The sequence below is a fragment of the Neisseria sp. RH3002v2g genome, from assembly GCF_014596425.2.
Classification (GTDB): Bacteria; Pseudomonadota; Gammaproteobacteria; order Burkholderiales; family Neisseriaceae; genus Neisseria.
In genome coordinates this window covers 1,264,074-1,290,019 of the sequence record NZ_CP110721.1, presented here as the reverse complement: position 1 = coordinate 1,290,019, position 25,946 = coordinate 1,264,074, and the positions used below count along the sequence as shown (strand labels likewise).

Here is a 25,946-nt window from a genome sequence, read left to right as displayed (position 1 = left end):
GGCCGTCTGAAAGCATATTCAATCCGTTTTCAGACGGCCTTAAACCTTGTGCTGATTAAACTGAAATATTGACGTTATATGGAAAAAACGCCTTTTTTTAAAACCGATTGCCCAAGCTGTGGTGCGCCTGTAGAGGCATATTCCGCTACTGCCGTGACGCTGGTGTGTGGCCATTGTCACAGTATGCTGGTTGCTAGAAGCGGTAAGGGGAGGAGCGGATATTTTGTTGCCAATTCTGGGCGTGATTCTGCGTTGCTGGAGGATTTTAGTCCGTTACAGATTGGAACGAGAGGCGTTTTTGATGATCGGAAATTTACGCTGATTGGGCGATTGCAGGTGCATTACGATGTCGGCGCATGGAATGAATGGTATGTTTTGTTTGATGACGGGCAGACCGGCTGGCTTTCCGAGGTTGGCGATTTATATGCGATGACATGTTTGCTTGCCCAGAAGAGGAAACGGGGGCCGAAAAATTTTAAGTCGGTGAAAGCCGGTTCCAGTTCGTTGATCTTTAATGGCCAAACTTTTATTGCGTCAGACGTCCGCACCATACATTACCGTAATACTGATGCGCAAGGCGAGTTGCCGTTTAACCTATCTGGGAATCAAGCGACAGGCGAGGTTTGCGACTGGCGACGGGGCAATTTGTTTTTGACCTTGGATTATTCGACTTTTCCAATGGACTCCTACTTCGGACGCATAGTCAGTTTGGACAGTTTGAAGCTGGAAAATAAGCGTAGTGATGATGAAATCCGTGAAAGTGCAGGCCGTCTGAAAGGAGAGATTCTTTCTGAAAACTGTCCTCATTGCGGCGCTCCTGTCCATTGGCCAAGTGGTGTTACTTCTTTCCTTTTGTGTCAGTCTTGCGGCAGCAGTTTGAACACGACAAAAGATACTGTTGCGTTGATGAAGGCAAATGTCCAAAGGAAAGAACAAGAAAACCTGTTTACGCTTTCCATTGGTACGAAAGGCCGTCTGAACGATACAGAATATCTGATTATCGGGGCTGTAAGATTTGCCGAAATATCGTCCTATAACCAAAATCAGTCCGAATACTGGACGGAATATCTGCTTTATAACACTCAACGAGGGTTTGCCTGGCTGATTGAGTCTGGAAAACGCTGGCGGCTGTCAGAAACCTTACACACATGGCCGGACTTTGATTCAAGTGGCAATCCTGCCGGTGAAATGTTGATTGATCATTACCGCGGTCAGGTCGAGGCAGCGGCTGGCGCTTTTTATTGGAAAGTCAAACAAGGCGATTTGCTTCATTACAAGGAATATAGCGGCAAGAAAAGTTATGGCCGGAATGTCATTCTGTGTTCCGAGCAGAGCAAGGATGAAATTGTCTGGAGTAAAAGCAGTCCTGTGTCTTACCGTCAAATGAGAAAGGCATTCGGCCTGTCTTTTGATACTAAGGAGATGCTCTCTTACTGGCTAAAGGGCGACAATAGAAATGTTGGGAGTAGAGATAATGTAGCCCGTATCATTGCTATGCTGATTCTTATCATTGTCAACCTTCCGGCCTGGCTGTCGCCGCACCTACGTAGCCCTGTCGGCATAGTGGTCAGTCTGTGTGCGTTGGTATGGATATGGATTTCTGACAGATATAAAAACGATCGTGATTACGAAGAAGAACGGGTGGGGACGATTATTTTCTTTGCTTTCATCATTTTCCTTACCGTCTTGTTCAACTATGTCAAAACGGAAGACAGCGACTCATCGCATTCCGGCAGCTCCTATCATGGTTATTCGGCAGGGCATAAATAACGTGAGATCTGTTTAGCTTCATTGTACCGTTTTACTTTTATTTTTCAGACGACCTTTTTATAAAACATGCTAACTCGCCGTCAATTTCTCAGCTATACCGCCGCGCTTGGCGCTGCCTCTGCTTTTTCTTGGCAAACTTACCAATATCTCAACCGCAAACCGCCGGTTTCTATTAACCGTGTCGGCTTACCGTTGGGGCATTTGTTGCGCGATGGGGAATTGCTCAGTCCGCCGACCCGTCGTTATGAATGCAATACGTTGATACTCGGCGGCGGTGCGGCGGGTTTGGGGGCGTTGTGGTATTTGGCGAAGCATAATCACCGCGATGTATTGTTGGCAGAAGGGTTTGAGCGTAATGGCAACAATGCCGCCTATACGTCTTCAGACGGCCTGAAAGCGCCGAGTGGTGCACATTATTTGGCTTTGCCGTCGAAAGAAAGCGTGTATGTGCGCGAGATGTTGGCGGATTTCGGTATTTTGCAGTCGGATGGCAGCTTTAGGGAAACCGATTTGGTCTATGCGCCCGAATCGCGCCTCTTATATCAGGATAAATGGGTGGAACATTTATTGCCGAAAGAAGATGCGGATTCCAAACGGTTTTTTGATTTGATAGGCCGTCTGAAACAGGCTTACGGCGATGACGGTAAGAAAATTTTTGCTATTCCGATTGCGCTGTCATCGGCAGATGAGACATGGCGAAAGCTCGATCATCTGACGTTTCAACAATGGCTTGAGCAAGAAGGTTACCACTCGCCCGAGCTTTTTTGGTATCTCGATTATTGTTGCCGCGACGATTACGGACAGGGCATCGCGCAAGTGTCTGCCTTTGCCGGACTGCATTATTTTGCCGCCCGCAACAATGCAGAAACCGTCCTCACTTGGCCCGAAGGTTTGGCACATCTTTCTGAAAGCCTGCGCCGTCATGCCGGTTTGCAGGAAGGCTGGCAATGGCTGTCTGAAAATAGTATCCGTTTGGAGAAACCTGCTTCAATTAATGCTTCCGCCGTCAAAATCAAACCGCTTTCAGACGGCTGGATTGAAGTGTGGCTGCGTGAAAATGCAAAAGGGGAAACCGTTGCCGTTACCTCGCAACACGTTATCTCCGCCATGCCGCTGATGGTTGCCGCCCGTGTTATTGAATCTCCTGAACAATTTGGTCTGGACATCCCCGAATACGCGCCATGGCTGGTTTCCAATTTTGAACTGCACAGTTTCCCGAAAGAAAAAAACAACAGCGAACTTGCGTGGGACAATGTGGTTTACGGCAGTCAAGGGCTAGGCTATGTTGTTGCGACCAACCAGTTTATCCGGGTTGCCCGTCCTGAACGTACGATTTTTACCGCCTACGCCGCGCTCAATCACGATACGCCACAAGCCGTCCGCCGCCAGCTGCTTGAAGCAAGCGACGAAGAGCTGCTCCAGCTTGCCGCTCAAGATCTGCTTACCGCTTACGGCGAAGGCTTTTGGCGGCACGTTTCCCATGTTGACATTACCGTCCGCGGGCATGGCATGAGCGTGCCGAAACCCGGCTATTTAAGCGATGAGGCTTTATTAAAAATCAGAAACCGAAATGGAGGATTGCTGTTCGCACACAGTGATTTAAGCAGTTATTCGGTATTTGAAGAGGCTTTGTATTGGGGTGTGGAAGCGGCACGGAAAGTGTTGGGAAAAGGATAATTAGAATGAGGCGTATATTCGGCTAAATTTCTGTTTACATTCAAATTTCAATTTTAAAAGGAAACTATATGAAATATTTGAGCTTTTCTCTGATTGTTGCCTTAGGGTTAGGGAGCGCGGCATTTGCCTCTGCTGAAAAAATGCTGCCTCTGAACGAAACAGGCTGCATTGACCAACCCTTACAGGTTAAACGTGGCCAAGTGTATGGTTTTAATAGTTCGGCAGATGCCGGTTTAGTGCTTTCATTCGCGCCTGTCAGTCCCGGTGTCGTTGTGAAAGACCCGAAAGGCAAACGGATTGCTTTGGAAGTAGGGGCTGATGGTGATGCGCCTGAAAACCGCTTCAGCTTTGCCGAAATCGATCAAAAAGGACGTTACACCATCCGCTTCCCGAGAGCAGGTAAGATTGAATCTTTGTGTGTTAATGCTGCCAGTTAGGATAAATATTAAGCCGAATAATGCTTGATTCGTATGCTTGCAGTAAAAAAAGGCCGTCTGAAATCATATTCAGACGGCCTTTCTTTTTTAACCTTATAACCTAATTAGGCTTTTGGTTTCAAAGCGGCAGCTTCGCGAGCCAGACGGGCGATGGTATCCCAGTCTTTGTTTTTGATGGCTTCTTTCGGAGTCAGCCATGAGCCGCCGACGCACAAGACATTAGGCAGTGCCAAGTATTCGGGAGCAGTTGCCAGGCTGATGCCGCCGGTCGGGCAGAAGCGCACGTCGGCGTAAGGGCCGTAGAGGGCTTTGAGCATGGCTTTGCCGCCAACGACTTCGGCAGGAAAGAGTTTGAGTGTGTCGATGCCGTGTTCCAAAGCCAGTTGGACTTCGCCCGGAGTGGCAACGCCGGGAATCAGGGGGATGCCGCTGTCGTGGCTGGCTTTGGCGAGGGATTCGTGCAAACCTGGGCTGATGGCGAAAACCGCACCTGCGTCTTCGACGGCTTTGAGCTGCTCGGGATTGGTTACCGTACCTGCGCCGACGATGGCGTTGGGCACTTCTTTGGCAATCAGACGGATGGCGTCGAGGCCAACAGGGGTGCGCAGGGTGATTTCGAGGGTGGGAATGCCGCCTTCGACAAGGGCGTGGGACAAATCGACGGCAGTACTCAAGTCGTCAATCGCCATTACCGGCACAACTGCGCCGGCAGTCAGAATTTCACGAGGGGTCAGTTTAGACATTTTAGGTCTCCGTTGGGGACTGTATCGTAATAGGGTCGTTAACATGGTTTCAGACGACCTGATTGTTTTAAGAGGCCGTCTGAAAAGGGTTTAGGCAAATTCGCCGCCGAAGCTCATGGCACCGGTTTCTGCGCTGCTGGTCATGCTGCGGAAGTTGGCGAAGAGTTCGCGGCCGCAGCCTTGTTGGTTGGCGCTTAAGTCGATGCGTTCAACTTCGCGGGCGTTCCATTCGGCTTCGTTAATCAGGACGTTGAGTTCGCCGGTAACGGAGTCGAAGCGGATCAAGTCGCCGGTACGGATTTTGGCGATGTTGCCGCCCATCAAGGCTTCGGGCGTCATGTGGATGGAGGCCGGAACTTTGCCGGACGCGCCGGACATACGGCCGTCAGTCAGCAGCGCCACTTTGAAGCCGCGGTCTTGCAGAATGCCCAAAGGCGGGGTCAGTTTGTGCAATTCGGGCATACCGTTGGCACGCGGGCCTTGGTAGCGGACAACACAGACGAAATCACGTTCCAACTCGCCGCGTTCAAATGCAGCCAATACTTCGCGCTGGTCGTTGAACACGATGGCAGGCGCTTCAATAATGCGGCAGCCTTCGCGCACGGCGGATACTTTAATCACGCCGCGACCGATGTTGCCTTTCATCAGGCGCAAACCGCCGTCTGGGGAGAATGGGTTGTCGGCTTTGCGAAGGATGTCTTCATTACCGCTGGTTTCAGGGGCTTCGCGCCATTCGAGTTTGCCGTCGATGAGGAAAGGCTCTTTGGTGTAGTGGCGCATACCGTGTCCGACAACGGTATCAACATCGTCGTGCAACAGGCCTGCGTCCAGCAATTCGCGGATAACGAAAGGCAGGCCGCCGGCAGCAGTAAAGTGGTTTACGTCGGCTTTGCCGTTTGGATACACACGGATCAGCAATGGGATGATGGAGGAAATTTCGTCGAAGTCGTCCCAGTTCAAAATCACGCCTGCGGCACGCGCCATGGCGACAAGGTGCATGGTGTGGTTGGTCGAGCCGCCGGTCGCCATCAGACCGATCAGGGCGTTGATGAAGGATTTTTCGGTCAACATTTCGCCCAAAGGTTTGATGGTGCCGTTTTTGATGCCGCGCGCGAGGTGTCCGGCAGCGTAGCGGGTCAGTGCTTCGCGCAGGTCGGTATAAGGGTGGACGAAGGCGGCAGCAGGCAGGTGTACGCCCATCATTTCCATCATCATTTGGTTGGAGTTGGCGGTGCCGTAGAAGGTACAAGTACCCGGGCTGTGGTAGGAACCCATTTCGCTTTCAAGCAGGGCATCACGGCCGACTTTGCCTTCGGCGAAAAGCTGGCGGGTACGGGCTTTTTCCTTATTGCCGATACCGCTGGACATCGGGCCTGCAGGGACGAAGATGCCTGGGATATGGCCAAACGACAACGCACCGATCATCAAACCCGGTACGATTTTGTCACATACGCCCATAAACAGGCCGCCGTCAAACATTTGGTGCGACAGACCGATGGCGGTACTCATGGCAATCACGTCGCGGGAAAACAACGACAATTCCATGCCGGCGTAGCCTTGTGTGATGCCGTCGCACATGGCGGGCGTGCCGCCGGCGACCTGGGCAGTCGCACCGTTTTTCTGTGCTTCGTCTTTGATTTGGTCAGGGAAGTCTTTAAACGGCTGGTGTGCGGAAACCATGTCGTTATAGGCGGTGATGATGCCTAAGTTGGGGACGGTTTCCTGAAGCATTTCGATTTTGATGCTTTGGGGCATGGAGGCGTAGCCGTGTGCCAAGTTGCTGCAGCCGAGCTGGTTGCGCTCTAAGCGTCCCATCTGTTTGGCGCTACGGATTTTCGCCAAATATTTCTCACGCGTCGGGCGGCTGCGCTCGATGATGCGCTCGGTAATTTCGGCGAGTTTCGGGTGAATAGGAGTGGGGTTCATGTGCGGTCTCCTGGCTAAACGATATGATAGGGATTTTGTTTGCGCGTTTCTGATTTTTGTATTGGGTATGTTTCAGACGGCCTTGAGCTGTGGGAATGAATAATAAGGGCCGTCTGAATATTTGAAGATTTCTCTTCGAAGCGTCCGCATATTATAGTACAAAATCTGTAATTTTGTTACAAAATAATTTGCTAAATGTAAGAAATTTGATTTAAATCGAGGTATGGTCAATTCGTAAAACGATAGGCTGCAAAAGTCATCAAACTTTTATGTTAAATCAAACAATTTGTAAAAATGAGAATAGACAAAATGTGTAGCCATGTGTAGTATTACTACTCATTAGCCCGCTTGTTTGAAATTTTGGTGCAGGCGATTGGTTTTTTACTGCTTATTGCTTAAAGGCTTTTGATTCTAATCGATTTTTATGGATGACGACAGTCCAAAAGTTTTGAAGCAAGCTTCCTCAACGAGAGATGAAACAATGAGTACACAGACAAATTTTGATTTGGTGTTGTTTGGCGCGACCGGCGATTTGGCAATGCGTAAACTTTTGCCTTGCCTGTATCAGGCGCATGTAGCCGGTTTGCTTCATCCCGAAGGTCGTATTTTGGGCGTAAGCCGCAGCGAATTGGATACCGCCGGTTTTTTGGCCAAAGTGGAAACGAATTCTAAAATCCATGTCAAACAAAACTTTTCAGAAGAAGCGTGGGCATCGTTTATCCAACGTCTCGAGTATTTGAAAGTCGATGTGACAAAGAAAGACGACTTTATTGCTTTGGGCGACTTGGTAAAAGCGCGCAAGAATACTGAAAATGTCGTGATCTACCTCTCAACTGCGCCGAAGTTCTTTGCACAAGCCTGTGAAAACCTTGCCGAAATCGGTTTGAATGCCGATAACGTGCGCGTGGTTTTGGAAAAACCGCTGGGTACAGACCTGGCCTCTTCCCAACAAATCAATACGGATGTGGCCCGTTATTTCAAAGAAGAACAAATCTACCGCATCGACCATTATTTGGGCAAAGAAAGCCTGCAAAACCTGCTGGCCCTGCGTTTTGCCAATGTGATGTTCGAGCCTTTGTGGAACAATAAATACATTGAAAGCGTACAGCTGACCATTGCCGAGCAGTTGGGCGTGGAAGAGCGCGGCGAGTTTTACGACATTACCGGCGCATTGCGCGATATGGTGCAAAACCACTTGATGCAAATGCTTTGTATGACTGCCATGGAAGCACCCGCCAGCTTGGATGCCGATGCCGTGCGCGATGAAAAAGTGAAAGTCATCAAGGCGTTGAAACCGCTGACCATCGAATCCGTCAATGAAAATGTTATTCGCGGCCAATATGTTGCGTCAAACGGCATGAACGGCTATCTGGAAGAAGTCGATGTGCCGAAAGACAGTTTCACTGAAACCTATGTCGCCATCAAAGCCGAAATCGAAAACGAACGTTGGAAAGGCGTACCTTTCTACCTGCGTACCGGCAAACGCATGGCAGGCAAAGTAGCGGAAATTGTGTTGAACTTCCGTCCGCTGCAAAACCATATTTTCGACAACAGCCAAGCCGCGCCGAATCGTTTGGTTATTGAGCTACAACCGACCGAATCCGTCCGCCTTTACACGCAAGTGAAAACCCCGGGTGCAGGCAATAAAGTGGAAGTAACGTCTTTGGGCGTGGATTTGGGCAAAGCCGTAGAAGGCCGCCGCGCCGAGGCTTATGAGCGTCTGCTGCTGGATGTGATTAACGGCAAACTCGCTTTGTTCAACCGCCGCGACGAACTCGAAGCCGCTTGGGAATATGTGATGCCGATTTTGGAAAACTGGGCGAGCAATACAACGCCTCCGCATGCTTATGAAGCCCATTCTTGGGGCCCAGAAGCTGCGCGCGCGCTGTTGGCGCGCGACGGCAACAAGTGGCACGAAGAGCAATAATATTTCTTTCAGACGGCCTTGTTTTCCAACAAAAGGCCGTCTGAAACCATGAAAGGACGAAACATGTTTGTTTGGCACGAACAAGAAAACGCTGCAACTGCCGCGCAAGCTTTGGCCGATGCCGTTGCTGCCGCACTGCAAACCGCATTGAATGAGAAAGGCCATGCGGTTTTGGCCGTTTCCGGCGGTCGTTCGCCGATTGCGTTTTTCGAGGCTTTGTCGCAAAAAGATTTAAATTGGCAAAACATCGGCATTACTTTGGTGGACGAGCGTATTGTCCCGACCACGCATGCCGACAGCAATACGGGCCTGGTGCGCGAATATCTGCTCAAAAATAACGCAGCCCTTGCCACATGGATCCCGGTTGTTGAAGACGGAAAATCTGAAACTGAATTACAACCTGAAGTTGTCGTTGCTTACGCATTGAAACATTACAAGCAACCTGACGTGCTGGTGTTGGGCATGGGTTCAGACGGACATACGGCGTCGTTGTTCCCTCAAGCGCCTCAATTACAGGCTGCAATCAATGAAGCCGATGACCCGACATTGATTCATACTACGCCGGTTACCGCGCCGCATGAGCGCGTGAGCATGACTTTGGGTGCGATTGCCAAAACGCCGAATGTGTTTTTGGCTATTCAAGGCGCAGAGAAAAAAGCAGTATTTGATAAAGCTGCCGCAAGGGCCGATACCGAATATCCGACCAGCCTGATTCTCAATCATCAAGGAATTAACTGCCATGTCTACTATGCACACTGAAGCTTATCCCCGCCTGGTCGCCGACATCGGCGGTACGAATGCCCGTTTTGCGCTTGAAACTGCCCCGCAAGTGATTGAGAAGGCTGAAGTTTTATCATGCAAAGATTACGATACCGTCGTTGATGCCGCCAAAACTTATTTGGAACGTGCAGGTAGCCCGAAAGTTTTGCACGCCGCCTTTGCGATTGCCAATCCGATTTTGGGCGACTGGGTGCAAATGACCAACCACCATTGGGCGTTTTCCATCGAGACCACCCGTCAGGCGTTGGGTTTGGAAACGTTGATTCTGTTGAACGACTTTACCGCCCAAGCTTTGGCAGTGACCAAAACCGAAAAGAAAGACTTGGTACAAATCGGCGGGCAAAAGCCCATCGAATTTGCGCCTAAAGCCGTTATCGGCCCGGGTACAGGTTTGGGTGTCAGCGGTTTGGTGCACAGCGCCGCAGGCTGGGTGGCTTTGTCAGGCGAGGGCGGCCATACCAGCTTTCCGCCGTTTGACGATATGGAAGTGTTGATTTGGCAATACGCTAAAAACAAATACGGCCATGTTTCTGCCGAGCGTTTCTTGAGCGGCGCAGGTTTGAGCCTGATTTACGAAGCATTGGCCAAACGCGACAACATCAAGCAATACCGTCTGAAGCCGTCTGAAATTACCGATAAGGCATTAAGCGGGACTTCTCCGCTTTGCCGTCAGACTTTGGATATTTTCTGCGCCATGCTGGGTACGGTTGCTTCCAATTTGGCTTTGTCATTGGGTGCGCGCGGCGGCGTGTATTTGTGCGGCGGCATTATCCCGCGCGTGCTGGATTACTTTAAAACGTCCCCGTTCCGCAGCCGCTTTGAAAATAAAGGCCGCTTTGAGGCTTATCTTGCCGCTATTCCCGTGTATGTCGTATTAAGCGAGTTTCCGGGCATCGTCGGCGCAGCGGCGGCATTAGACAATCATTTAAATAACGTTTAAACACACAAACGGCGGTGCAGGGCAGGGGTGGAGAAAACCCTTGTCCCGAACGTCAAAAAATCAAAGGGTAGAGTATATGTTAAGCAAAATCAGCGAATCATTGTCCAACCTCTCCGGCGCAGAACGCAAAGTTGCCGAATCTGCGCTGGCCGAGCCGAAATGGTTCGTTCATGCCGCTGTGGCGGAAATTGCCGAGCGTGCGTCCGTCAGTCAGCCGACAGTAATCCGTTTCTGCCGCAGCTTGGGTTACAAAGGTTTGCCTGAGTTTAAACTCGCTTTGTCTGCCAGCATCGGCCACGAAGGCATGCCTTACGTTCATGAAGAATTAAACGCCGATGACAACATGGGCAGCGTGGTTGAAAAAGTATTGGGCAATGCCGCAGCCTCCCTCTTGGGCGAGCGCCGCTTCCTGAAAGAATCCGAGCTGGAAAACGCGATTGCCATTCTGATGCACGCGCGACGCGTTGAGTTTTATGGTGTCGGCAACTCCGGCATCGTAGCCCAAGACGCGCAACACAAATTTTTCCGCTTCGGCATGTCCACTGTTGCTTATGTCGATACGCATACCCAGCTGATGGCGGCTTCCGTATTGACCGAGCAGGATGTGCTGGTGGCGATTTCCAATACCGGCTCGTCTATCGAATTGTTGGACGCAGCCAGTATCGCCAAAGAAAACGGCGCATCCGTTATCGCGCTGACCCGCAATGATTCGCCGTTGGCCCAAATGGCTGACTGCGTATTGAGCATTGCCACTCAGGAAAATGCCGAGCTTTATACGCCTATGGTGTCCCGCCTTCTGCAATTGGCCGTTATCGACATTCTTGCCATCGGCTTGGCCTTACGCTTGGGCGATACCGCCAGCACGCAACTGCAAAAAAGTAAAAAAAGCATACACAACAAACATATCGAATACGATAAAGATTGATTCTTCACTGACATTTTCAGACGGCCTCGTCCCATATCCAGGCCGTCTGAAACCTCAAAAAACGGAAACCATCCCGTTCCCGTTTCAGACGACCTCACGGCCGTTTTCTCAACAAAACTGTCCATTATCCAGGAGAGCATCCGATGAAACACCTTCACGATTTACCGGCTTGGTCAAAATTATGGATACATTTTGACGAAACCAAAGAACAACACATGCGCGAAATGTTCGATCAAGATCCCGAACGTGCCGAGCGTTACTGGCTGCAAGTCGGCGGCCTGACTTTGGATTATTCCAAAAACCGCATCAACGACGAAACCATGGCACTGTTGTTCGAGCTGGCGCGTGAAGCAGGCGTGCCGGAACGGATGCAGCAAATGTTCCACGGTGAAAAAATCAATACGACGGAAAACCGCGCCGTTCTCCACGTCGCCCTGCGTAACCGCACCAACGCCCCCATCGTCGTGGACGGCGAGGATGTGATGCCTAAAGTCAACCATGTCCTGCAACGCATGGGCGAGTTCGCGCATGAAGTCCGCAGCGGCAGCTGGTTGGGCTATACCAACCAAGTCATCACCGATGTCGTCAACATCGGTATCGGCGGCTCCGACCTCGGTCCGCTGATGATGTGTACCGCGCTCAAACAATTCGGCCATCCGCGTTTGAACATGCACTTCGTCTCCAATGTGGACGGCTCCCAACTGCGCGACGTATTGTCCAAAGTTCACCCCGAGACAACCCTCTTCATCATCGCCTCCAAAACCTTCACCACCCAAGAAACCCTGACCAACGCCCTGACCGCGCGTAAATGGTTCTTGGATCATGCAGGCGATGAAAGCGCCGTGGCCAAACACTTCGTTGCCGTATCGACCAACCAAAAAGCCGTAGCCGAATTCGGTATCGATACCGCCAATATGTTTGAATTTTGGGACTGGGTCGGCGGACGATACAGCCTCTGGTCGGCCATCGGCCTGCCGATTATGCTGTATCTCGGCGAAGAGAACTTCATCGAAATGCTCAACGGCGCGCACCTGATGGACCAACACTTCATCAATACGCCGCTCGAACGCAACATGCCCGTCATCCTCGCCCTCATCGGCATCTGGTACATCAACTACTACGGCGGCGGCAGCCACGTTATCGCCCCTTACGACCAACACCTACACCGCCTGCCCAAATTCATCCAGCAGCTCGACATGGAGAGCAACGGCAAACAAGTTACCCTTGACGGCAAACCGGTCGGTTACGAAACTTCCCCGATTATTTGGGGCGAAACCGGTATCAACGGCCAGCACGCATTCTTCCAACTGCTGCACCAAGGTACGCACATCACGCCGATTGATCTCATCGCCTCGCTTGAAAAACGCAGCAATTTACAAGGCCATCACGAAATCCTGTTGGCCAACGTTTTTGCCCAAGCCGAAGCCTTTATGCGCGGCAAAACCCCAGACGAAGTCCGCGCCGAACTCAAAGCCCAAGGCATGGAAGCAGAGCGCATCGAAGAGCTGGTTCCGCACAAAACCTTCTCCGGCAACCGCCCGACCAACCTCATCCTCATGGATAAAATCAACCCGCGCAATATGGGTAGCCTGATTGCCATGTACGAACACAAAACCTTCGTTCAAGGCATTATTTGGGGCATCAACAGCTTTGACCAATGGGGCGTAGAACTCGGCAAACAATTGGCCAAAACCATTCTTGCCGAATTGAACGGCGAGACTGAAGTGCAAAAACACGACAGCTCGACTACACGTCTGATTAATCTTTATTTGAACGCCAACAAATAAAGCATTTAGTTAAATGCCAAGGCCGTCTGAAACTTTCAGACGGCCTTTTGTTTTATTCCGGATCATCCGTAAACGCATTTTCCTGAAATATCGGTACAAACGTGAAAAGATAGAGTACGAATACGGCGACGGTTAGAATCGAGGGGACGGTAATGAAGAATATCGGGTGCACGTTCATCAAGAAAGCACGCGAGACGGCGGCCATAAAGAGCAGGGGGACTGCAATGCGGCAGAGCTTGGGGTAGTCGAGTTTGGTAAAACCGCTGTGCCACAGTCCGGCGGTCAGCCACACCATCATCACGCCGCCCATCATGCCGCCGAGGGTAATCAGGTGCAGAGGGGCGGAGGAAGGCAGATTTTGCAGTTTCGCCGCGCCTGTCCACAGATAGCCTGCAGCGGCAAAAAGCTGGAGCAGGTAATAAGTGCGGACGTAGTGTTTGTGCAGGAGTTCGTGATGGTGAAGCTCACGCAGCTTAGCGAGCAGGATAAAGCCGACGGCAAGCGCGGTAAAACCGGCGGTTTGCGCGGGCAGCCAAAGTTCGGCGGCGGCGTGCAGCAGCAAGAAAGTAATAGCGATGTTTTTATAAACAATATTTGGAATAAAAACAGGGTCTTTCAGACGGCATTCTCTCAGGGCTTCCGCACCCAAAAGGACGCTGACGCGGACGGATACAAACATGACTGCCGCCATGTTCAGATGCACTTGCGCGCGCAACAGGTTTAAATCGCCAGTTGCGGCATAGGCTGTCTGAAAAACGGTAAACGCGGCAAGCAGCATTAAGAGGGCGAAGTTGTCAGTGTTGCGGTCGAGCCAAATCAGCCAGGCGCAAAACAGCAGCAACACCAGCCAATAGGCGGCAACGAAAAACGAGGCAGCTTGCGGCGAAAAGGGCAGTATGGCGGATGCGGCAAGCAACAATGCCGCCATCAAAGTAGCGACAGGTTTCAGACGGCCTTGATAGCCCGTCCATTCGAGCATGGCGGCAGTCAGGAAGCCGCCATATGCCGCAGGCAGCATGAGTTCCAAGAAGATTTGGCGGTGCAAAATGACGGCGCCGGGGCTGATGAAAAACACCAACGCGCCGAGTATGGCAAGTACCGCCGCGCCGACGAAAAACGGCCGCATAGGGTGGGTGAAAAATTTATTCATGGCTTGGCTTGATTCTGCATGAAGATGCTTTCGGATATGGATTTATTGGGCGGACAGGGCTGTATCTTTTGTCAAAGAGGCAAGCCTGCGGCTTGCTTGCCCTCTCCCTAACCCTCTCCCCGTGGGAGAGGGTTAGGGAGAGGGCAACGAACCGCAAGGTTTGTCAGATACTCAAATGCCCGTATCATTCATATTATTGATATTATTGTTCGAATTGTATTATTTTCAATAATAATAAATAACCCTAAACCAATATAAATAACAGCCATTATCCAACGACTAAACTTCTCTATAATTTCACCAACACCTGAAATATTAGCCAATCTTTGTGCTGTATATACTAAAACAAAAATCAATATTAAAAATACAAGAAGAGTAACTAATAAGTCGACAAGATCTAAAGTCACAAAGTAAGGAACAAAAAGTCCAATATTATCTGCACCACAACTAGCAACTGTAACCAAAGCAACAATACCGACTAATTTTGACAACCCTTTTTCATCCAATTCTTTTTTAGCTCTTTTTTCGCCCTCACAATCGTCGTAAATAGCAACTTTAATACCTAAGTAAATCGGTATTAAACCTAATAAACCCAACACCCATTTTTCCGGAACATAATTCAAAACAAAAGCTAGAAATAAACTAACTAATATTAAAATTACAGAACCTAAATATTGTCCGATATAAATATCTCGATATTCTTTTCTAGTATTTGCTCTAGCAAAAAATATTAATAGTATTACCAACAAATCTACTGCTGTAGCAATATATAAAACAGCAGCAGTAATCACAGTCGAAAACATAAAGCACCTCATAATGAATCCCCTGCCTCCTTGGCACCACGGCTTTTTCAAAAACCGAATCGCGTTCGGATAACAGATTCGTATCTTTCGCTAAAGAGGCAAGCCTGCGGCTTGCTTACCCTCTCCCTGGCCCTCGCCCCGTGGGAGAGGGTTAGGGAGAGGGCAACGAACCGCAAGGTTCATCAGACACTCAGATTCCCTCATCACTCATAATAATGAATCCCCTGAAACTCCCTAGCCACCACGGCTTCTTCAAAAGCCGAATCGCGTTCGGACAGCGGCGTGGGCAGGGTTATCACGTTTTGCACGTTCATGCCCTTAGCGGAAAGCAGTATGATTTCATGGCTTAGGCGCGTGGCTTCGAAGCGGTCGTGCGTTACCAGCATACACGCCATGCCTTGCCGCTCGATTTTTTCCACCAACATGGCGACCAAAATATCGCGCAAATCGCGGTCCAAACCGACAAACGGTTCGTCCAGCAAGGCAAGGTCGCAGCCGCACAACAGCAGGCGCAGAAACGCTACCCGTTTCGCCATGCCGCCGGACAATTCGGTCGGATATTTGTTCAAATCGCCAGCAGTCAGCCCGACTTTCGCCGCCAGCGCGATGATTTCGCCTTCATCGGGTTTGTCCATAAAAATAGCGATATTCTGCATCGCGGTCAAGTTTCCCGGCAGGCGGTTTTCCTGAAACAGAAAACCCGTTTTGCGGAAAGTATTGCGTATCGTGCCCGATTTCGGCGTTTCCAAGCCCGCAATCAAACGCAAAACCGTCGTCTTGCCACAGCCGCTCGGCCCGAACAAAGCTTTCACTTCGCCATGTTGCAGGTTCAAACTGAAATCGCGCACGATGGGGTCGCGGAGAATTTCAAAACGCACGTTTTCAAGACAGAGCATCATCTCCTCCACGGCATAAACAAAATTTCCAAAGGCTTGGTAATCAGGTATTCAAACAGCGACACAAACACGATAACCAACACCACATAAGCCATTACCGTCGAAGTCTCCAGCATCGCCCTCGCGTCCGCAATCCGCGCGCCCACGCCTTCGCTCGCGCCCAAGAGTTCCGCCATAATCACCACTTTCACCCCCATCGCCACCGCCACGCCGATGCTGGAAATCACATAGCCCGTCAGATGCGGGATATACAGATAACGGATTTTTTTCAGACGGCCTAACTTATAAGCGTCAAACAATTCCTCATGCTGCTTGTTCACGCTCGCCATCCCGACCGCCGCACTCGCAAACGTCAGCGGCGCAACCAACACAATGATGGTAAACAGCACGCTCGGATTGCCGAAACCGAACCAAAACAACGCCATCACCACCCAAATAATCGGCGGCATCGCCAACAAAACCGTAATCACAGGCTTGAGCAACGCCATCGCCGTCTTAAAACTGCCCGCCACCAGCCCCGCCGCCAAGCCCGCTACCAACGCAACCAAAATGCCCACCACCGACCGCCACAGCGAAATCCCGATTTCGTTTTCCTGAAAATGTTGCAATAAATCCAAAGACTTTTGAAACACCTCCACCGGCGCAGGCAGCATAAACTCACCGAACACGGCACTGCCCCACGCCCACAACGCCACCCCCCCCATCGCCACGCTCAGACCGGCAAAGCCGCTCCAAAGGTAGTCAATGATGTAAAACACCGCAGGCTGCGGTTTGCGGATTTTGTCGGTTTTAATCATGGTTTGTTTTTTTGGTGGTTATGGTTTTGGGGAATAGGTCGTCTGAAAAAAAGCTGGTTATATTGTTTTAGATTTATGAGGCATGAATATTTAACTGAGACCTCCAGACGAATCTAATCCAAGCCTTTTTCTTTAAGCCAATTCTCCAGCACATCAGCGATTTCCACGTTATTTGCTTCGGCAAAGGCAAAATGGCTGTTGCCGCGTATGCCGATTTCAGGCAGGCGCACAACGCTGGCATCGCCACCGTGTCGGTTGACACAGTCGGCGAAAGCTTGCGCCATATGGATGCGCTCAATCCACCGTTGTGATGCCCAATGCGGGTTGTCTGCCGAGATGTAGTCGCCGTAGTAGATGACGATAGGCATTTTGGTCAGCAGGGTGAAACGTTCGGCACTGATAGGCTGCGAGAGTGAAATGTTGGCTGCGTCGTTAGCGGGTGTGGCTACACTCGGCATTTCGTTTTCGGGGAAAACAAACTCGGTGCCGGGTTCGTAGGAAACCACGGCTTTCACTTTTTCAGGGTTTTTCAGCACAGTTTGCCAGCCTGGGCCGCCGCCTTGCGAGTGGGTAATCAGTACGCCTTCGCCAATGCGGTCGAACACGGCAGCAACGGCATCGGACACAACGTTCAGGTCATACGCGCCAGTGTTGGGTGTGATTTGGCGTAAAAACTGGTTCAGGCTGGCGGCATCTTTGGGAAATTGCCCGTCCACAAACAGGTTTGGGAAGATGCCCATGCGGAAGTTTTCAAACCAGAACTGGTCGTTGGGCAACACGGGGGCGTTGTCGGCGATGGTGCTGTTGCCTGCGCGTCCGCGTCGGGGTTGGTCTAAAAGATAGGTGGTAAAACCGCGCCGCAAAAATAACGTGCCGAAGCCCTCTCGCCCGTCGGGTGTGGATTCCCAGGTTTTGCCTGATTGTCCTGCGCCGTGCAGGAAAACGAGCGGCAGGCGACGGGCGTTTACGGGAATTTGGTAGGAAACGTAGGCATGGTCGCCGTGAAAGGTTTGTCCTGTGTGGCTCATCGGGTTTTCGGTGCTGTATGTGCCGTCTGCCTGAATTACTGTACCTCCTACGAAAAAGCTGCCTTGCTCGGCAATGGTCAGGGGCTGTTTGTTCATAAAAATTCCTTGTCTTAACAATTAAATAGCAAGTGTAGATTAGGTCATATCCCAATATTTCAGGTAATGCAACGGCTTTTTGTGTACTTTTCTAGCTATTGTTTTAATAGGCCGTCTGAAAAATAGAAGATTGAATACTCACAACTATTCTACACTTTCAGACGGCCTCTTTCCCTTTAAGCCAAGAAGAACCCGTTATCCGGCAGCTTGCCGCCCAAAAGTTTCGGGTTGAACTGCATCAGGATTTCGTAAAACTTCAAAATCTCGTTCTTCACTTCGCTGCCTTTGGTTACCGTCAGCCGCGCGCCGTCCAAGCCCATGACTAGGGCGGGTTCGGGGGCGGGGAGGTAGTTTTTGCCGATTTTCGCCGCGCTTTGGCGGTTGGCGAGTATCCAGTTGAGCGCGTTTTTCAAATCCTGATGGAAGATGTCGAACTGCGCTTTGTGTGCGTGGAAATATTCTTCGTTGGCGATGATGCCCGCCATCGGAATCAGCGGTTTGGTGTCAAACGCCTGCCCCCATGCTTTTACCAAATCAAAGCCGCGCACGACGTTTACGCCCATGGTTTTGCCTTTCAGTAGGCTGGCGGTTGCCATCGGTTCAGGCAGGATGGCGGCGTGGTAGTCTTTGCTTAAAAACAGTCCCACCGCTTCGGGCGGCGTGGCGGTGTAAGTGATGCCGACTTTGTGTGCGTCGATTTTCAGTTTTTTCAACAAAGCTTGCAGCACGATGTCGGGCATGTCGTTTTTAAACGGCACAAGGATTTTTTTGCCGACCAAATCCTGCGGCGAGGTAATCGCGCCGCCTTTGCACATCAGCTGCGTGATGCCGTTGGTCAAAATATTGACCATGCCGACTTTCTGCCCTTGGTTGCGCAGGTTTACGCCGACATTGCTCGGGCTCATCATCACTTTAAATTGTCCGCTCGCTACGCCTGCGCGCAACTGGTCGGGCGAACGCCAAATTTTTAGCGACACATCTGCCTGTTTCGCCAGCTTGCCTTGCAACGCCGCTACGGCAATGGTAACGCTGGGCATTGCCGGCGCGCCGTACACGGTAAATTGTTCTTTACCGGCTGCCAACAATGAAGGCGAAACGCCTGCGGCTGCCAGCGCGGCGGTCATTTTTAAGAAATCGCGTCTTTTCATATCCATTTTTTATCTCCTAATTCTTAAATAAGCCAGTGTAGGCATTCTTTCAGACGGCCTGATTTTAAAAAGCCGCGTGCAAACTCAACCAATATGTCCTGCCCGGTGCGTACACGACACTGGGCGACAGGGCGAGGACGTGGTCGCCGCTGATGTGTTCGGCGTATTTTTTGTTGAACACGTTGTTCACGCCCAGGCGCAAGCCGTATTTGTCTTTGAAGTTTACGCCTGCGTATACGTCGGCAACGGTAAAGCCTTTGGCGGCTTCGCGTTTGTCTATGCCCAGACCGCTTGCCGCGTCAAAATCGCCGCGTGTTTGTTTGGCGACAAAGCGTGTTGCAGCGCCGATGTTGTAGCTGCCGTGGGCAAAGTAGTTTTTGTAGTCGGCTTGGACGGCGGCTTCAAACGGGCGGATTTGATAGAGCGGCCTGCCGTCGGTTTCGTTGTGTCCGTAGTTGTAGGTGGCTTTGATGCCTGCCGCCCAATGCGGATTGAAGTTGTAACGTGCGTAGGCCTGCGCGGTAAACAATCGTGCGTCCACGTTGCGTGTGATGATGCCGCCGCCTTTGGAAACCGTGCCGCTTTGTCCGTGGGCGCGGTCAAAAATAATCAGGTCTTTGACTTTATCCGCTACAAGCGTGCCGCCCACGTTCCAGCCCGCGCCTGCGAGCGAGTTCATGTAGCCGTTGTAGTAGTCGTTGCGGCTGTCGGCGGTGAGCTTGATGCGGTTGTGTTTTTCGGTTTTCAGCAGGGGATTGCCTGCGATGGCGGCGGCCGGTTTGGAATTTGTTAACGCGCCGTTCGTACGGTCTTGCATGATGGCGGCAAGCGAGTTGAAGCGTTCGGTGTTGTCGCCGATGCGTTCCAAATGCGCGAGGGAGACGCTGTATTTTTGCGTTTCAGACGGCGTGAAATCGTATTTGAGTTCGCCTGAGAAGGCATGACGGCGCACTTTGCCGTTGAAGTCGTAGCCGTAATGGGTTTTCCAGATTTGTTGCGATGAGGCGAAGGGGAAACCGGGTTTTATTGGGTTTTCAGGCTGTGTCGTATTTTTGCGAATGTCCGCTTCGTTGAGTTCGTAGCTTAAGCCCAAGCCCAGTTTGTGTTGGTCGTTGAACTTGTAAGACAGGGTATCGGCGATGCGCCAGCGGTCGATATGCACATCGGCGAAACGGTAGCCGTTGAGGAAGTCGCGCATGGCGGTGTGGGCGTTGCGCTCGCCGTTTTGGCTGTCGTTGCGGTAGCTGACGGCGGCGGTGTTGTGAAATTTGCCGAAGTCCGCGTCGTGTTTGAGCGAGAAGTCGTAAACTTTGCGGTCAAGCTCTACGAATACTTGCTGCTGCGTGTTGTTTGGACGCAGTGAGTAATTGTCGGCATGGCGTTTGAGTTTGATGACGCCCGCTTCCGCGCTGACCGTATTGCTCAAATCGGCATTGCCCCAACGTGCGTTGAGTTTGGCGATGTGGCGTTCGGTGTCCAATGCATCGTTGACGAACTGCGGTTGGCGGTCGTTGTTGATGTCATCGTGTAGATAGGTGAGGCGGTATTCTTGATTTTCAGACGGCACGAAACCGAGTACCAAAGCTTGATTAAAACGGCTGTATTTCCAATCGGTCTGATTGCCGTCTCCGTCTTTATAGCCGTTGGCCTTGGTGTGATTGAGGTTGGCCACGCCATACACTTTTGCCCCACGCGCTTGTGCGGTAACGGAGTTGTAAAAGCTTTTGCCGTAGAAGCCGCTGTTTGCTTTCAACGGACGGAAGGCTTGGTCTATGTTTTCGGTAACAAAGTAATGATCGCTGAGGTCGGTGCGGTCGAATTGGTTTTCGGGGAAATAGCCTTGTGCGGCGGTCGGCGCAATCGGTTTGGGAGGGGAGAAGGTTTTGACAGGCTGGATTTCATCAGGGTCTGCCAAGGTTTCGGCAAAGCCGTTTGCAGCGGCAAAACTGCTCATTAACAGGTAAACCAAATGTTTTCGTTTCATCTTCATCTCCTGATAATCATTTTTATTCATTATGCTCTTGGAGAAAAACAAAGTAAAGAAACGATAAGGTATTTATTGTCGATAAATACCTAGCGTAGAACACAAATCGGCAAGGAGGAAAATTTTTAGAAGAGGGGAGCGGCGGCGCAGGTTGTATTTGCTCCGAAATCGGGTTTTATCTTCTATTAATATTTCAGGTTAATAAAGCAAAAGGCCGTCTGAAAACCCCTCTCTTTTCAGACGGCCTTTTGCTGGGTATAATAAATTTACGAATCATTATTATTTCTGTTTGAATATAGGAGAAACGCATGAGTACCCGTACCGAACACGACACCATGGGCAATGTCGAAGTCCCATCCGAAGCCTATTGGGGCGCGCAGACCCAGCGCAGCCGCAACAATTTCAAAATCGGCGGCGAAACCCTGCCGCAGCCGTTGATTTATGCTTTGGCGCTGGTGAAAAAAGCCGCAGCTGCCACCAATGTTTCCCTCGGCAGGATTAAGCCCGAACAGGCGGATTTGATTACGCAGGCGGCGGACGATGTGTTGAACGGCAAGCTCGACGGGCAGTTCCCATTGGTAGTGTGGCAGACCGGCTCCGGCACGCAGTCCAATATGAACATGAACGAAGTGTTGGCAAACCGCGCCAACGAAATCGCCGGTACGGGTTTGGCGGCGTATCAGCCCGTCCATCCCAACGACCATGTGAACCACGCGCAATCGACCAACGACGCGTTTCCGACCGCCATCCACGTCGCCGCCGCGATTGAAATCAACCGCCACCTTATTCCGGCGGTAAAAGCCCTGCGCGATACATTGGACAAAAAAGCCAAAGAATTCGCCCCCATTGTCAAAATCGGCCGCACCCATTTGCAGGACGCGACGCCGCTGACTTTGGGACAAGAGTTTTCCGGCTACGTTTCCCAGCTTGATCACGGCTTAGGCCGTCTGAACGATGCGCTCAAAGGTTTGTACGAACTCGCCTTAGGCGGCACGGCAGTCGGTACGGGTTTGAACAGCCATCCCGAATACGCCGAAAAAGCCGCCGCCAAACTCGCCGAACTGTCCGGCCTGCCGTTTGTCAGCGCGCCGAACAAATTTGAAGCCTTGGGCGGACGCGATGCCGCCGTTGCCGCTTCGGGCGCATTGAAAACGTTGGCGGCAAGCCTGAACAAAATCGCCAACGACATCCGCTGGCTGGCAAGCGGCCCGCGTTGCGGTTTGGGTGAAATCAAAATCCCCGAAAACGAGCCGGGTTCGTCCATCATGCCGGGCAAAGTCAACCCAACCCAATGCGAAGCGATGACCATGGTGTGCTGCCAAGTGTTCGGCAACGACGTTACCATCGGCATGGCGGGCGCGTCGGGCAATTTCGAGCTGAACGTCTATATGCCCGTCATCGCCTACAACCTCTTGCAATCCATCCGCCTGTTGGGCGATGCGTGCAACAGCTTCAACGAAAACTGCGCCGTCGGCATCGAACCCGTACCGGAAAAAATCGACTATTTCCTGCACCATTCCCTGATGCTGGTTACTGCGTTAAACCGCAAAATCGGCTACGAAAACGCCGCGAAAGTCGCCAAAACCGCCTACAAAAACGACAAATCGTTGCGCGAAACCGCCATCGAATTAGGCTTGTTGACAGGCGAAGAGTTTGACGAATTGGTCGTTCCTGCCGATATGGTTCATCCGCGTTAAGCTTTAATAATGAAACATGCCGTCTGAAAATGTGTTCAGACGGCATGTTTTTATGCTTCGCTTGTCTTTTCTTCGAATAGGGCAAAAATCATTGGCGTCAGATTGATGACCATTAGAAACATTATTGAGCTCAAAAATGTACGCCAGGCGTAATGCCACGCTTCCGTTCTGTCTGCTTGGGGGAGGAGCGATGCAGAATAGCGGTTGTGTAGGGTTTTGGCGGTGTCATTGTTTTCTAAATAGTCCAACGAAAGTACCAATAATTTGCCCGTGTCCTTGTGTTGTAAGAATTTTGCATGCTCAACCCAGATGCCTGGCTTGGCTTGTTCGCATAAAGATTCAATGCCGACGCAAGAGGCTAAGCTGTTTTGGTTGTTTTGCAAAATCGACAGCTCGTTTTTTTCAGCCTGCATGGTGGCGGCGGAGGTTTGATGAAGGTATGCGCTCATGCCGTTGCGCTCTATTGCTTGGAAATCATGGAGCTGGCTGAATCCGCCATTTTCCCAGGCGACGAATACGGCATAGCAGCCGCTGAATAGGCAGATCATAGCCAATTTTAAGACAATGTTTTTCATCCTCGCTCCTTTTTTGAAGATGGCGGCAAAGTCAGGAGGCGTGTTTTCTCGTTTGAAGGTAAGTTTAGGTTTTATCAGTTTTTATTGTGAGGTTGAGTGTAACACAGGTAATCAAAAGGCCGTCTGAAAATTTTCAGACGGCCTTTTATTATGTGTTTAGATGGGTTTAAGCCAATAATTCACGCCAGCGTTTGACTTGGAAACGGACTTGTTCAGGCGCGGTGCCGCTCAAGTGGTTACGCGCGTTTAAGCTGCCTTCGGGTGTCAGCACAGTGTACACATCTTCGGCAATCAAACCGCTGAACCCTTGCAGGACTTCAAGCGGCAATTCGCTCAAATCAACGCCAGCTTCATCGGCATGGCGTACGGCTTGGGCAACAACTTCGTGGCTGTCGCGGAAAGGCATGCCTTTTTTCACCAAGTAATCCGCCAAGTCGGTAGCCGTTGCAAAACCCTGCATTACGGCGGCGCGCATGTTGTCGGGTTTGACGGTTACGCCGCGCATCATGTCGGCGTAAATCCGCAGCGTGTCGATAAGCGTGTCGGCAGTGTCAAACAGCGGCTCTTTGTCTTCCTGATTGTCTTTGTTGTATGCCAAAGGTTGCGATTTCATCAGGGTAACTAGGCCGATCAGGTGGCCAATCACGCGACCGGATTTGCCGCGCACGAGTTCGGGTACGTCAGGGTTTTTCTTTTGCGGCATGATGGACGAGCCGGTGCAGAAACGGTCGGCAATATCGATAAAGCCGAAACGCGGGCTCATCCACAAAATCAATTCTTCGGAAAGGCGGCTTAGGTGAACCATAATCAGAGAAGCGGCAGCCGTGAACTCAATGGCAAAATCGCGGTCAGATACGGCATCGAGCGAGTTTTGGCAGATTTGTTCAAAGCCCAACAGCTCGGCGGTAATTTCGCGTTGAATCGGGTAGGTGGTACCGGCCAGTGCGGCGGCGCCGAGCGGCATACGGTTGACGCGTTTGCGGCAGTCGGCCATGCGCTCGAAATCGCGGCCGAGCATTTCAACGTAGGCGAGCATGTGATGCCCGAAGCTGACCGGCTGGGCAACTTGCAGGTGGGTAAAGCCGGGCATGACGGTTTCGGCGTTTTGTTCCGCCAAATCGACTAAGGCCGTCTGAAGGTTTTGAATCAGGCTTTGGATAACGGTAATTTGATCGCGCAGCCACAGGCGGATGTCGGTAGCGACTTGGTCGTTGCGGCTGCGGCCGGTATGCAGACGCTTGCCCGCATCGCCGATTTTGTCGGTGAGGCGGCGTTCGATGTTCATGTGGACATCTTCCAAATCCAGCGACCAGGAAATCGTTCCTTCTTTGATTTCTGCTATAATCTCGGCCATACCCTGACGGATGGCCGAGAGGTCGTCTTCGCTCAAAACGCCCGACTGTGTCAGCATTTGCGCGTGTGCCAGCGAGCCTTGGATGTCCCATTCTGCCAGCCGTTTGTCAAAATCAATCGAGCCGGTATATTTTTTGACCAGCTCGGAAACAGGTTCGTTAAAACGGCCTGACCAGGTTTTGTCCTTGCTCATATCAGCATCCTTAAAATATAAATAAAAAAACAGGGTCTACGTCTTCAATATAGCAGACCCGTCTATACATTATGAAAGAAAACGGTTGAAATCATGTCTATTATACGTCAAATAAACCAGAATTTCGCAGTGCCGGATTTGCGCAATTCCGCAACTTTGGTGCGCCTGCTTATTGTTCTATTAATCAGTTTGTTTATCTTTCCGTTGATGACGGTATCAGGCGTGCCTTATCCGGAACAGATTTTCCAACATTTTTCATGGGCTTGCCCCGTCATCCTCTTAATTTTACTTAAGGTCTATTTTTTACAGGCATTTGCGCCGTCCCTGCTTCGCTCGCAGTATAGTGTCGTGATTTCCTACGTCTCCAACCTGCTGATTTTCTTGTTTGTCGATGTAGTGATTTTGAAGACAGAGATGTGGCCGCTGATTCAACACTTCTTTTTGCTGACCTTTTTTTGTTTCAGTTTCATGTACATCGAAGCCGCCCGCCGCAACAGCCTTGTGCCTTCCATTTCCGAAGCCAGGCTGAGCGCGTTGACGGCGCGTATCCGTCCGCATTTCTTGTTTAACAGCCTGAATGCCGCCATCAGCTTAATCCGTCTGCGCCCGTATGATGCGGAAACTTTGCTGGAAAATCTGGCCAACCTGTTCCGTGCACAGCTGCGCGACGGCAGTCAAAACAGTACCTTGGGGCAGGAAATTGAGTGGGCGCAGGAATATATTGCCATCGAGCAAATCCGCATGGGGCATATGCGCGTACAGGTTATGTGGCAACACCATGCGCCCGACGATGCGGAAACGCCGCATCTGCTGCTGCAGCCGCTTTTGGAAAATGCCGTCTTTCATGGTGTCGAATCCACCCACCGCCCAGGGATAATTACGGTATTAACAAAATTGGAAAAATCCTCTATTTTCATCAGTATCGAGAATCCGTGCGGAACGGAACCTAATGAAAATACCAAGCCGCATAAAGGCAATTCTATGGCCTTACGCAACCTGAAAGAGCGCCTGACTTTGATGTATGACACCGATGCAAAAATCAGAAGCATCCAATCAGACGGCCTGTTCCGCGTTGAAATCATTTTGCCGTACCGTAAAAAATCAGCCGAAGTTTCCCGTTTGTTTGGCTAAAACGCGTAGAAGAGGGCGGCTTGAGATAAATTAGGCTATTAATACATTAAATAAAATAGTTTAAATTTATTACATTCAGTAACATAACTGTTCCCATTTTTTGAAAACTGGTCTATGATGCTCAAAAGGATTGTTTACAATCTTTAACTGCAAATCATTTGCAACTGCCCAGAAGAAAAAACA

The 25,946-nt window shown here is 50.8% G+C and carries 21 protein-coding genes; 10 read left to right on the top strand and 11 right to left on the bottom strand.

The window, feature by feature from the left end; translation table 11 throughout:
* Positions 1 to 78: 78 nt before the first annotated feature.
* From BBP27_RS06145 to BBP27_RS06135, 3 genes are all read left to right on the top strand, one after another.
* Positions 79 to 1,770: a DUF4178 domain-containing protein gene (locus BBP27_RS06145; RefSeq protein ID WP_188211398.1), complete on the top strand. Its 1,692-nt coding sequence runs from the start codon at positions 79 to 81 to the stop codon at positions 1,768 to 1,770.
* 66 nt (positions 1,771 to 1,836) lie between these two features.
* Positions 1,837 to 3,447, top strand: coding sequence for an NAD(P)-binding protein (locus BBP27_RS06140; protein WP_188211399.1), 1,611 nt, complete (start codon positions 1,837 to 1,839; stop codon positions 3,445 to 3,447).
* Between the two features lie 68 nt (positions 3,448 to 3,515).
* Positions 3,516 to 3,884: a hypothetical protein gene (locus BBP27_RS06135; protein ID WP_107723591.1), complete on the top strand. Its 369-nt coding sequence runs from the start codon at positions 3,516 to 3,518 to the stop codon at positions 3,882 to 3,884.
* Between the two features lie 104 nt (positions 3,885 to 3,988).
* Here BBP27_RS06135 and BBP27_RS06130 read toward each other — a convergent pair whose 3' ends face one another.
* Entirely contained in the window at positions 3,989 to 4,627 is a 639-nt protein-coding gene (locus tag BBP27_RS06130; protein WP_188211400.1) for a bifunctional 4-hydroxy-2-oxoglutarate aldolase/2-dehydro-3-deoxy-phosphogluconate aldolase, read from the bottom strand.
* A 90-nt stretch (positions 4,628 to 4,717) separates the two neighbouring features.
* The gene (gene edd / locus BBP27_RS06125; protein ID WP_188211401.1) at positions 4,718 to 6,553 is read right to left on the bottom strand and encodes a phosphogluconate dehydratase; all 1,836 of its coding nucleotides are present in this window, start codon (positions 6,551 to 6,553) and stop codon (positions 4,718 to 4,720) included.
* A 481-nt stretch (positions 6,554 to 7,034) separates the two neighbouring features.
* Between edd and zwf the strand changes: the two genes are divergently transcribed.
* From zwf to pgi, 5 genes are all read left to right on the top strand, one after another.
* On the top strand, positions 7,035 to 8,480 hold the full coding sequence (zwf, locus tag BBP27_RS06120; RefSeq protein ID WP_188211402.1) for a glucose-6-phosphate dehydrogenase: 1,446 nt from the start codon (positions 7,035 to 7,037) through the stop codon (positions 8,478 to 8,480).
* Between the two features lie 63 nt (positions 8,481 to 8,543).
* Positions 8,544 to 9,239, top strand: coding sequence for a 6-phosphogluconolactonase (gene pgl / locus BBP27_RS06115; RefSeq protein WP_188211403.1), 696 nt, complete (start codon positions 8,544 to 8,546; stop codon positions 9,237 to 9,239).
* Positions 9,220 to 10,200 (top strand): glucokinase, encoded by a 981-nt coding sequence (locus BBP27_RS06110; RefSeq protein ID WP_188211404.1) that lies wholly within the window; start codon positions 9,220 to 9,222, stop codon positions 10,198 to 10,200. The genes pgl and BBP27_RS06110 overlap by 20 nt, the downstream gene beginning before the upstream one ends.
* A 76-nt stretch (positions 10,201 to 10,276) precedes the next feature.
* Entirely contained in the window at positions 10,277 to 11,125 is an 849-nt protein-coding gene (gene hexR / locus BBP27_RS06105; protein ID WP_003745745.1) for a DNA-binding transcriptional regulator HexR, read from the top strand.
* 143 nt (positions 11,126 to 11,268) lie between these two features.
* Entirely contained in the window at positions 11,269 to 12,912 is a 1,644-nt protein-coding gene (gene pgi / locus BBP27_RS06100; RefSeq protein ID WP_003745746.1) for a glucose-6-phosphate isomerase, read from the top strand.
* Between the two features lie 52 nt (positions 12,913 to 12,964).
* On the opposite strand, the gene BBP27_RS06095 is transcribed toward pgi, so the two are convergent.
* From BBP27_RS06095 to BBP27_RS06065, 7 genes are all read right to left on the bottom strand, one after another.
* A complete protein-coding gene (locus BBP27_RS06095) occupies positions 12,965 to 14,062 on the bottom strand; it encodes an NnrS family protein (RefSeq protein WP_188211405.1) in 1,098 nt (365 codons plus the stop codon).
* 188 nt (positions 14,063 to 14,250) lie between these two features.
* Positions 14,251 to 14,865, bottom strand: coding sequence for a CadD family cadmium resistance transporter (locus tag BBP27_RS06090; protein ID WP_167435446.1), 615 nt, complete (start codon positions 14,863 to 14,865; stop codon positions 14,251 to 14,253).
* 203 nt (positions 14,866 to 15,068) lie between these two features.
* Positions 15,069 to 15,761: an ATP-binding cassette domain-containing protein gene (locus tag BBP27_RS06085; RefSeq protein ID WP_188211410.1), complete on the bottom strand. Its 693-nt coding sequence runs from the start codon at positions 15,759 to 15,761 to the stop codon at positions 15,069 to 15,071.
* Positions 15,761 to 16,558: an ABC transporter permease gene (locus BBP27_RS06080; RefSeq protein WP_265511044.1), complete on the bottom strand. Its 798-nt coding sequence runs from the start codon at positions 16,556 to 16,558 to the stop codon at positions 15,761 to 15,763. Before BBP27_RS06080 ends, BBP27_RS06085 begins: the two co-directional genes overlap by 1 nt.
* A gap of 113 nt (positions 16,559 to 16,671) precedes the next feature.
* Positions 16,672 to 17,682: an alpha/beta hydrolase gene (locus tag BBP27_RS06075; protein ID WP_188211450.1), complete on the bottom strand. Its 1,011-nt coding sequence runs from the start codon at positions 17,680 to 17,682 to the stop codon at positions 16,672 to 16,674.
* A 176-nt stretch (positions 17,683 to 17,858) separates the two neighbouring features.
* The gene (locus BBP27_RS06070) at positions 17,859 to 18,836 is read right to left on the bottom strand and encodes an ABC transporter substrate-binding protein (protein ID WP_188211451.1); all 978 of its coding nucleotides are present in this window, start codon (positions 18,834 to 18,836) and stop codon (positions 17,859 to 17,861) included.
* 58 nt (positions 18,837 to 18,894) lie between these two features.
* Complete coding sequence (locus BBP27_RS06065) at positions 18,895 to 20,814, bottom strand: TonB-dependent receptor (RefSeq protein WP_188211452.1); 1,920 nt, start codon at positions 20,812 to 20,814, stop codon at positions 18,895 to 18,897.
* 308 nt (positions 20,815 to 21,122) lie between these two features.
* On the opposite strand from BBP27_RS06065, the gene fumC reads away from it, so the two are divergent.
* Positions 21,123 to 22,511 carry a class II fumarate hydratase gene (fumC, locus tag BBP27_RS06060; RefSeq protein ID WP_049359952.1) on the top strand — a complete coding sequence of 463 codons (1,389 nt, stop codon included), beginning with the start codon at positions 21,123 to 21,125 and terminating at the stop codon, positions 22,509 to 22,511.
* Between the two features lie 50 nt (positions 22,512 to 22,561).
* Here fumC and BBP27_RS06055 read toward each other — a convergent pair whose 3' ends face one another.
* Both BBP27_RS06055 and argH read right to left on the bottom strand, forming a co-directional pair.
* Positions 22,562 to 23,086, bottom strand: a complete 525-nt coding sequence (locus BBP27_RS06055) for a hypothetical protein (RefSeq protein WP_188211453.1) — start codon at positions 23,084 to 23,086, stop codon at positions 22,562 to 22,564.
* A gap of 166 nt (positions 23,087 to 23,252) precedes the next feature.
* A complete protein-coding gene (argH, locus tag BBP27_RS06050; RefSeq protein ID WP_188211454.1) occupies positions 23,253 to 24,632 on the bottom strand; it encodes an argininosuccinate lyase in 1,380 nt (459 codons plus the stop codon).
* Positions 24,633 to 24,725: 93 nt separating this feature from the next.
* Here argH and BBP27_RS06045 point away from each other — a divergent pair, with 93 nt between their 5' ends.
* A complete protein-coding gene (locus tag BBP27_RS06045) occupies positions 24,726 to 25,763 on the top strand; it encodes a sensor histidine kinase (RefSeq protein ID WP_070814357.1) in 1,038 nt (345 codons plus the stop codon).
* Positions 25,764 to 25,946: the final 183 nt, after the last annotated feature.

Bases quoted from the DNA above. Each gene is read 5' to 3' on its own strand.
- BBP27_RS06055 (WP_188211453.1), bottom strand. From the start codon at position 23,086: ATGAAAAACATTGTCTTAAAATTGGCTATGATCTGCCTATTCAGCGGC.
- BBP27_RS06135 (WP_107723591.1), top strand. From the start codon at position 3,516: ATGAAATATTTGAGCTTTTCTCTGATTGTTGCCTTAGGGTTAGGGAGC.
- BBP27_RS06130 (WP_188211400.1), bottom strand. From the start codon at position 4,627: ATGTCTAAACTGACCCCTCGTGAAATTCTGACTGCCGGCGCAGTTGTG.
- BBP27_RS06145 (WP_188211398.1), top strand. From the start codon at position 79: ATGGAAAAAACGCCTTTTTTTAAAACCGATTGCCCAAGCTGTGGTGCG.
- BBP27_RS06080 (WP_265511044.1), bottom strand. From the start codon at position 16,558: ATGATTAAAACCGACAAAATCCGCAAACCGCAGCCTGCGGTGTTTTAC.
- fumC (WP_049359952.1), top strand. From the start codon at position 21,123: ATGAGTACCCGTACCGAACACGACACCATGGGCAATGTCGAAGTCCCA.
- BBP27_RS06090 (WP_167435446.1), bottom strand. From the start codon at position 14,865: ATGTTTTCGACTGTGATTACTGCTGCTGTTTTATATATTGCTACAGCA.
- argH (WP_188211454.1), bottom strand. From the start codon at position 24,632: ATGAGCAAGGACAAAACCTGGTCAGGCCGTTTTAACGAACCTGTTTCC.
- BBP27_RS06070 (WP_188211451.1), bottom strand. From the start codon at position 18,836: ATGGATATGAAAAGACGCGATTTCTTAAAAATGACCGCCGCGCTGGCA.
- BBP27_RS06065 (WP_188211452.1), bottom strand. From the start codon at position 20,814: ATGAAACGAAAACATTTGGTTTACCTGTTAATGAGCAGTTTTGCCGCT.
- BBP27_RS06085 (WP_188211410.1), bottom strand. From the start codon at position 15,761: ATGCTCTGTCTTGAAAACGTGCGTTTTGAAATTCTCCGCGACCCCATC.
- BBP27_RS06110 (WP_188211404.1), top strand. From the start codon at position 9,220: ATGTCTACTATGCACACTGAAGCTTATCCCCGCCTGGTCGCCGACATC.
- BBP27_RS06075 (WP_188211450.1), bottom strand. From the start codon at position 17,682: ATGAACAAACAGCCCCTGACCATTGCCGAGCAAGGCAGCTTTTTCGTA.
- zwf (WP_188211402.1), top strand. From the start codon at position 7,035: ATGAGTACACAGACAAATTTTGATTTGGTGTTGTTTGGCGCGACCGGC.
- BBP27_RS06045 (WP_070814357.1), top strand. From the start codon at position 24,726: ATGTCTATTATACGTCAAATAAACCAGAATTTCGCAGTGCCGGATTTG.
- edd (WP_188211401.1), bottom strand. From the start codon at position 6,553: ATGAACCCCACTCCTATTCACCCGAAACTCGCCGAAATTACCGAGCGC.
- hexR (WP_003745745.1), top strand. From the start codon at position 10,277: ATGTTAAGCAAAATCAGCGAATCATTGTCCAACCTCTCCGGCGCAGAA.
- BBP27_RS06140 (WP_188211399.1), top strand. From the start codon at position 1,837: ATGCTAACTCGCCGTCAATTTCTCAGCTATACCGCCGCGCTTGGCGCT.
- BBP27_RS06095 (WP_188211405.1), bottom strand. From the start codon at position 14,062: ATGAATAAATTTTTCACCCACCCTATGCGGCCGTTTTTCGTCGGCGCG.
- pgi (WP_003745746.1), top strand. From the start codon at position 11,269: ATGAAACACCTTCACGATTTACCGGCTTGGTCAAAATTATGGATACAT.
- pgl (WP_188211403.1), top strand. From the start codon at position 8,544: ATGTTTGTTTGGCACGAACAAGAAAACGCTGCAACTGCCGCGCAAGCT.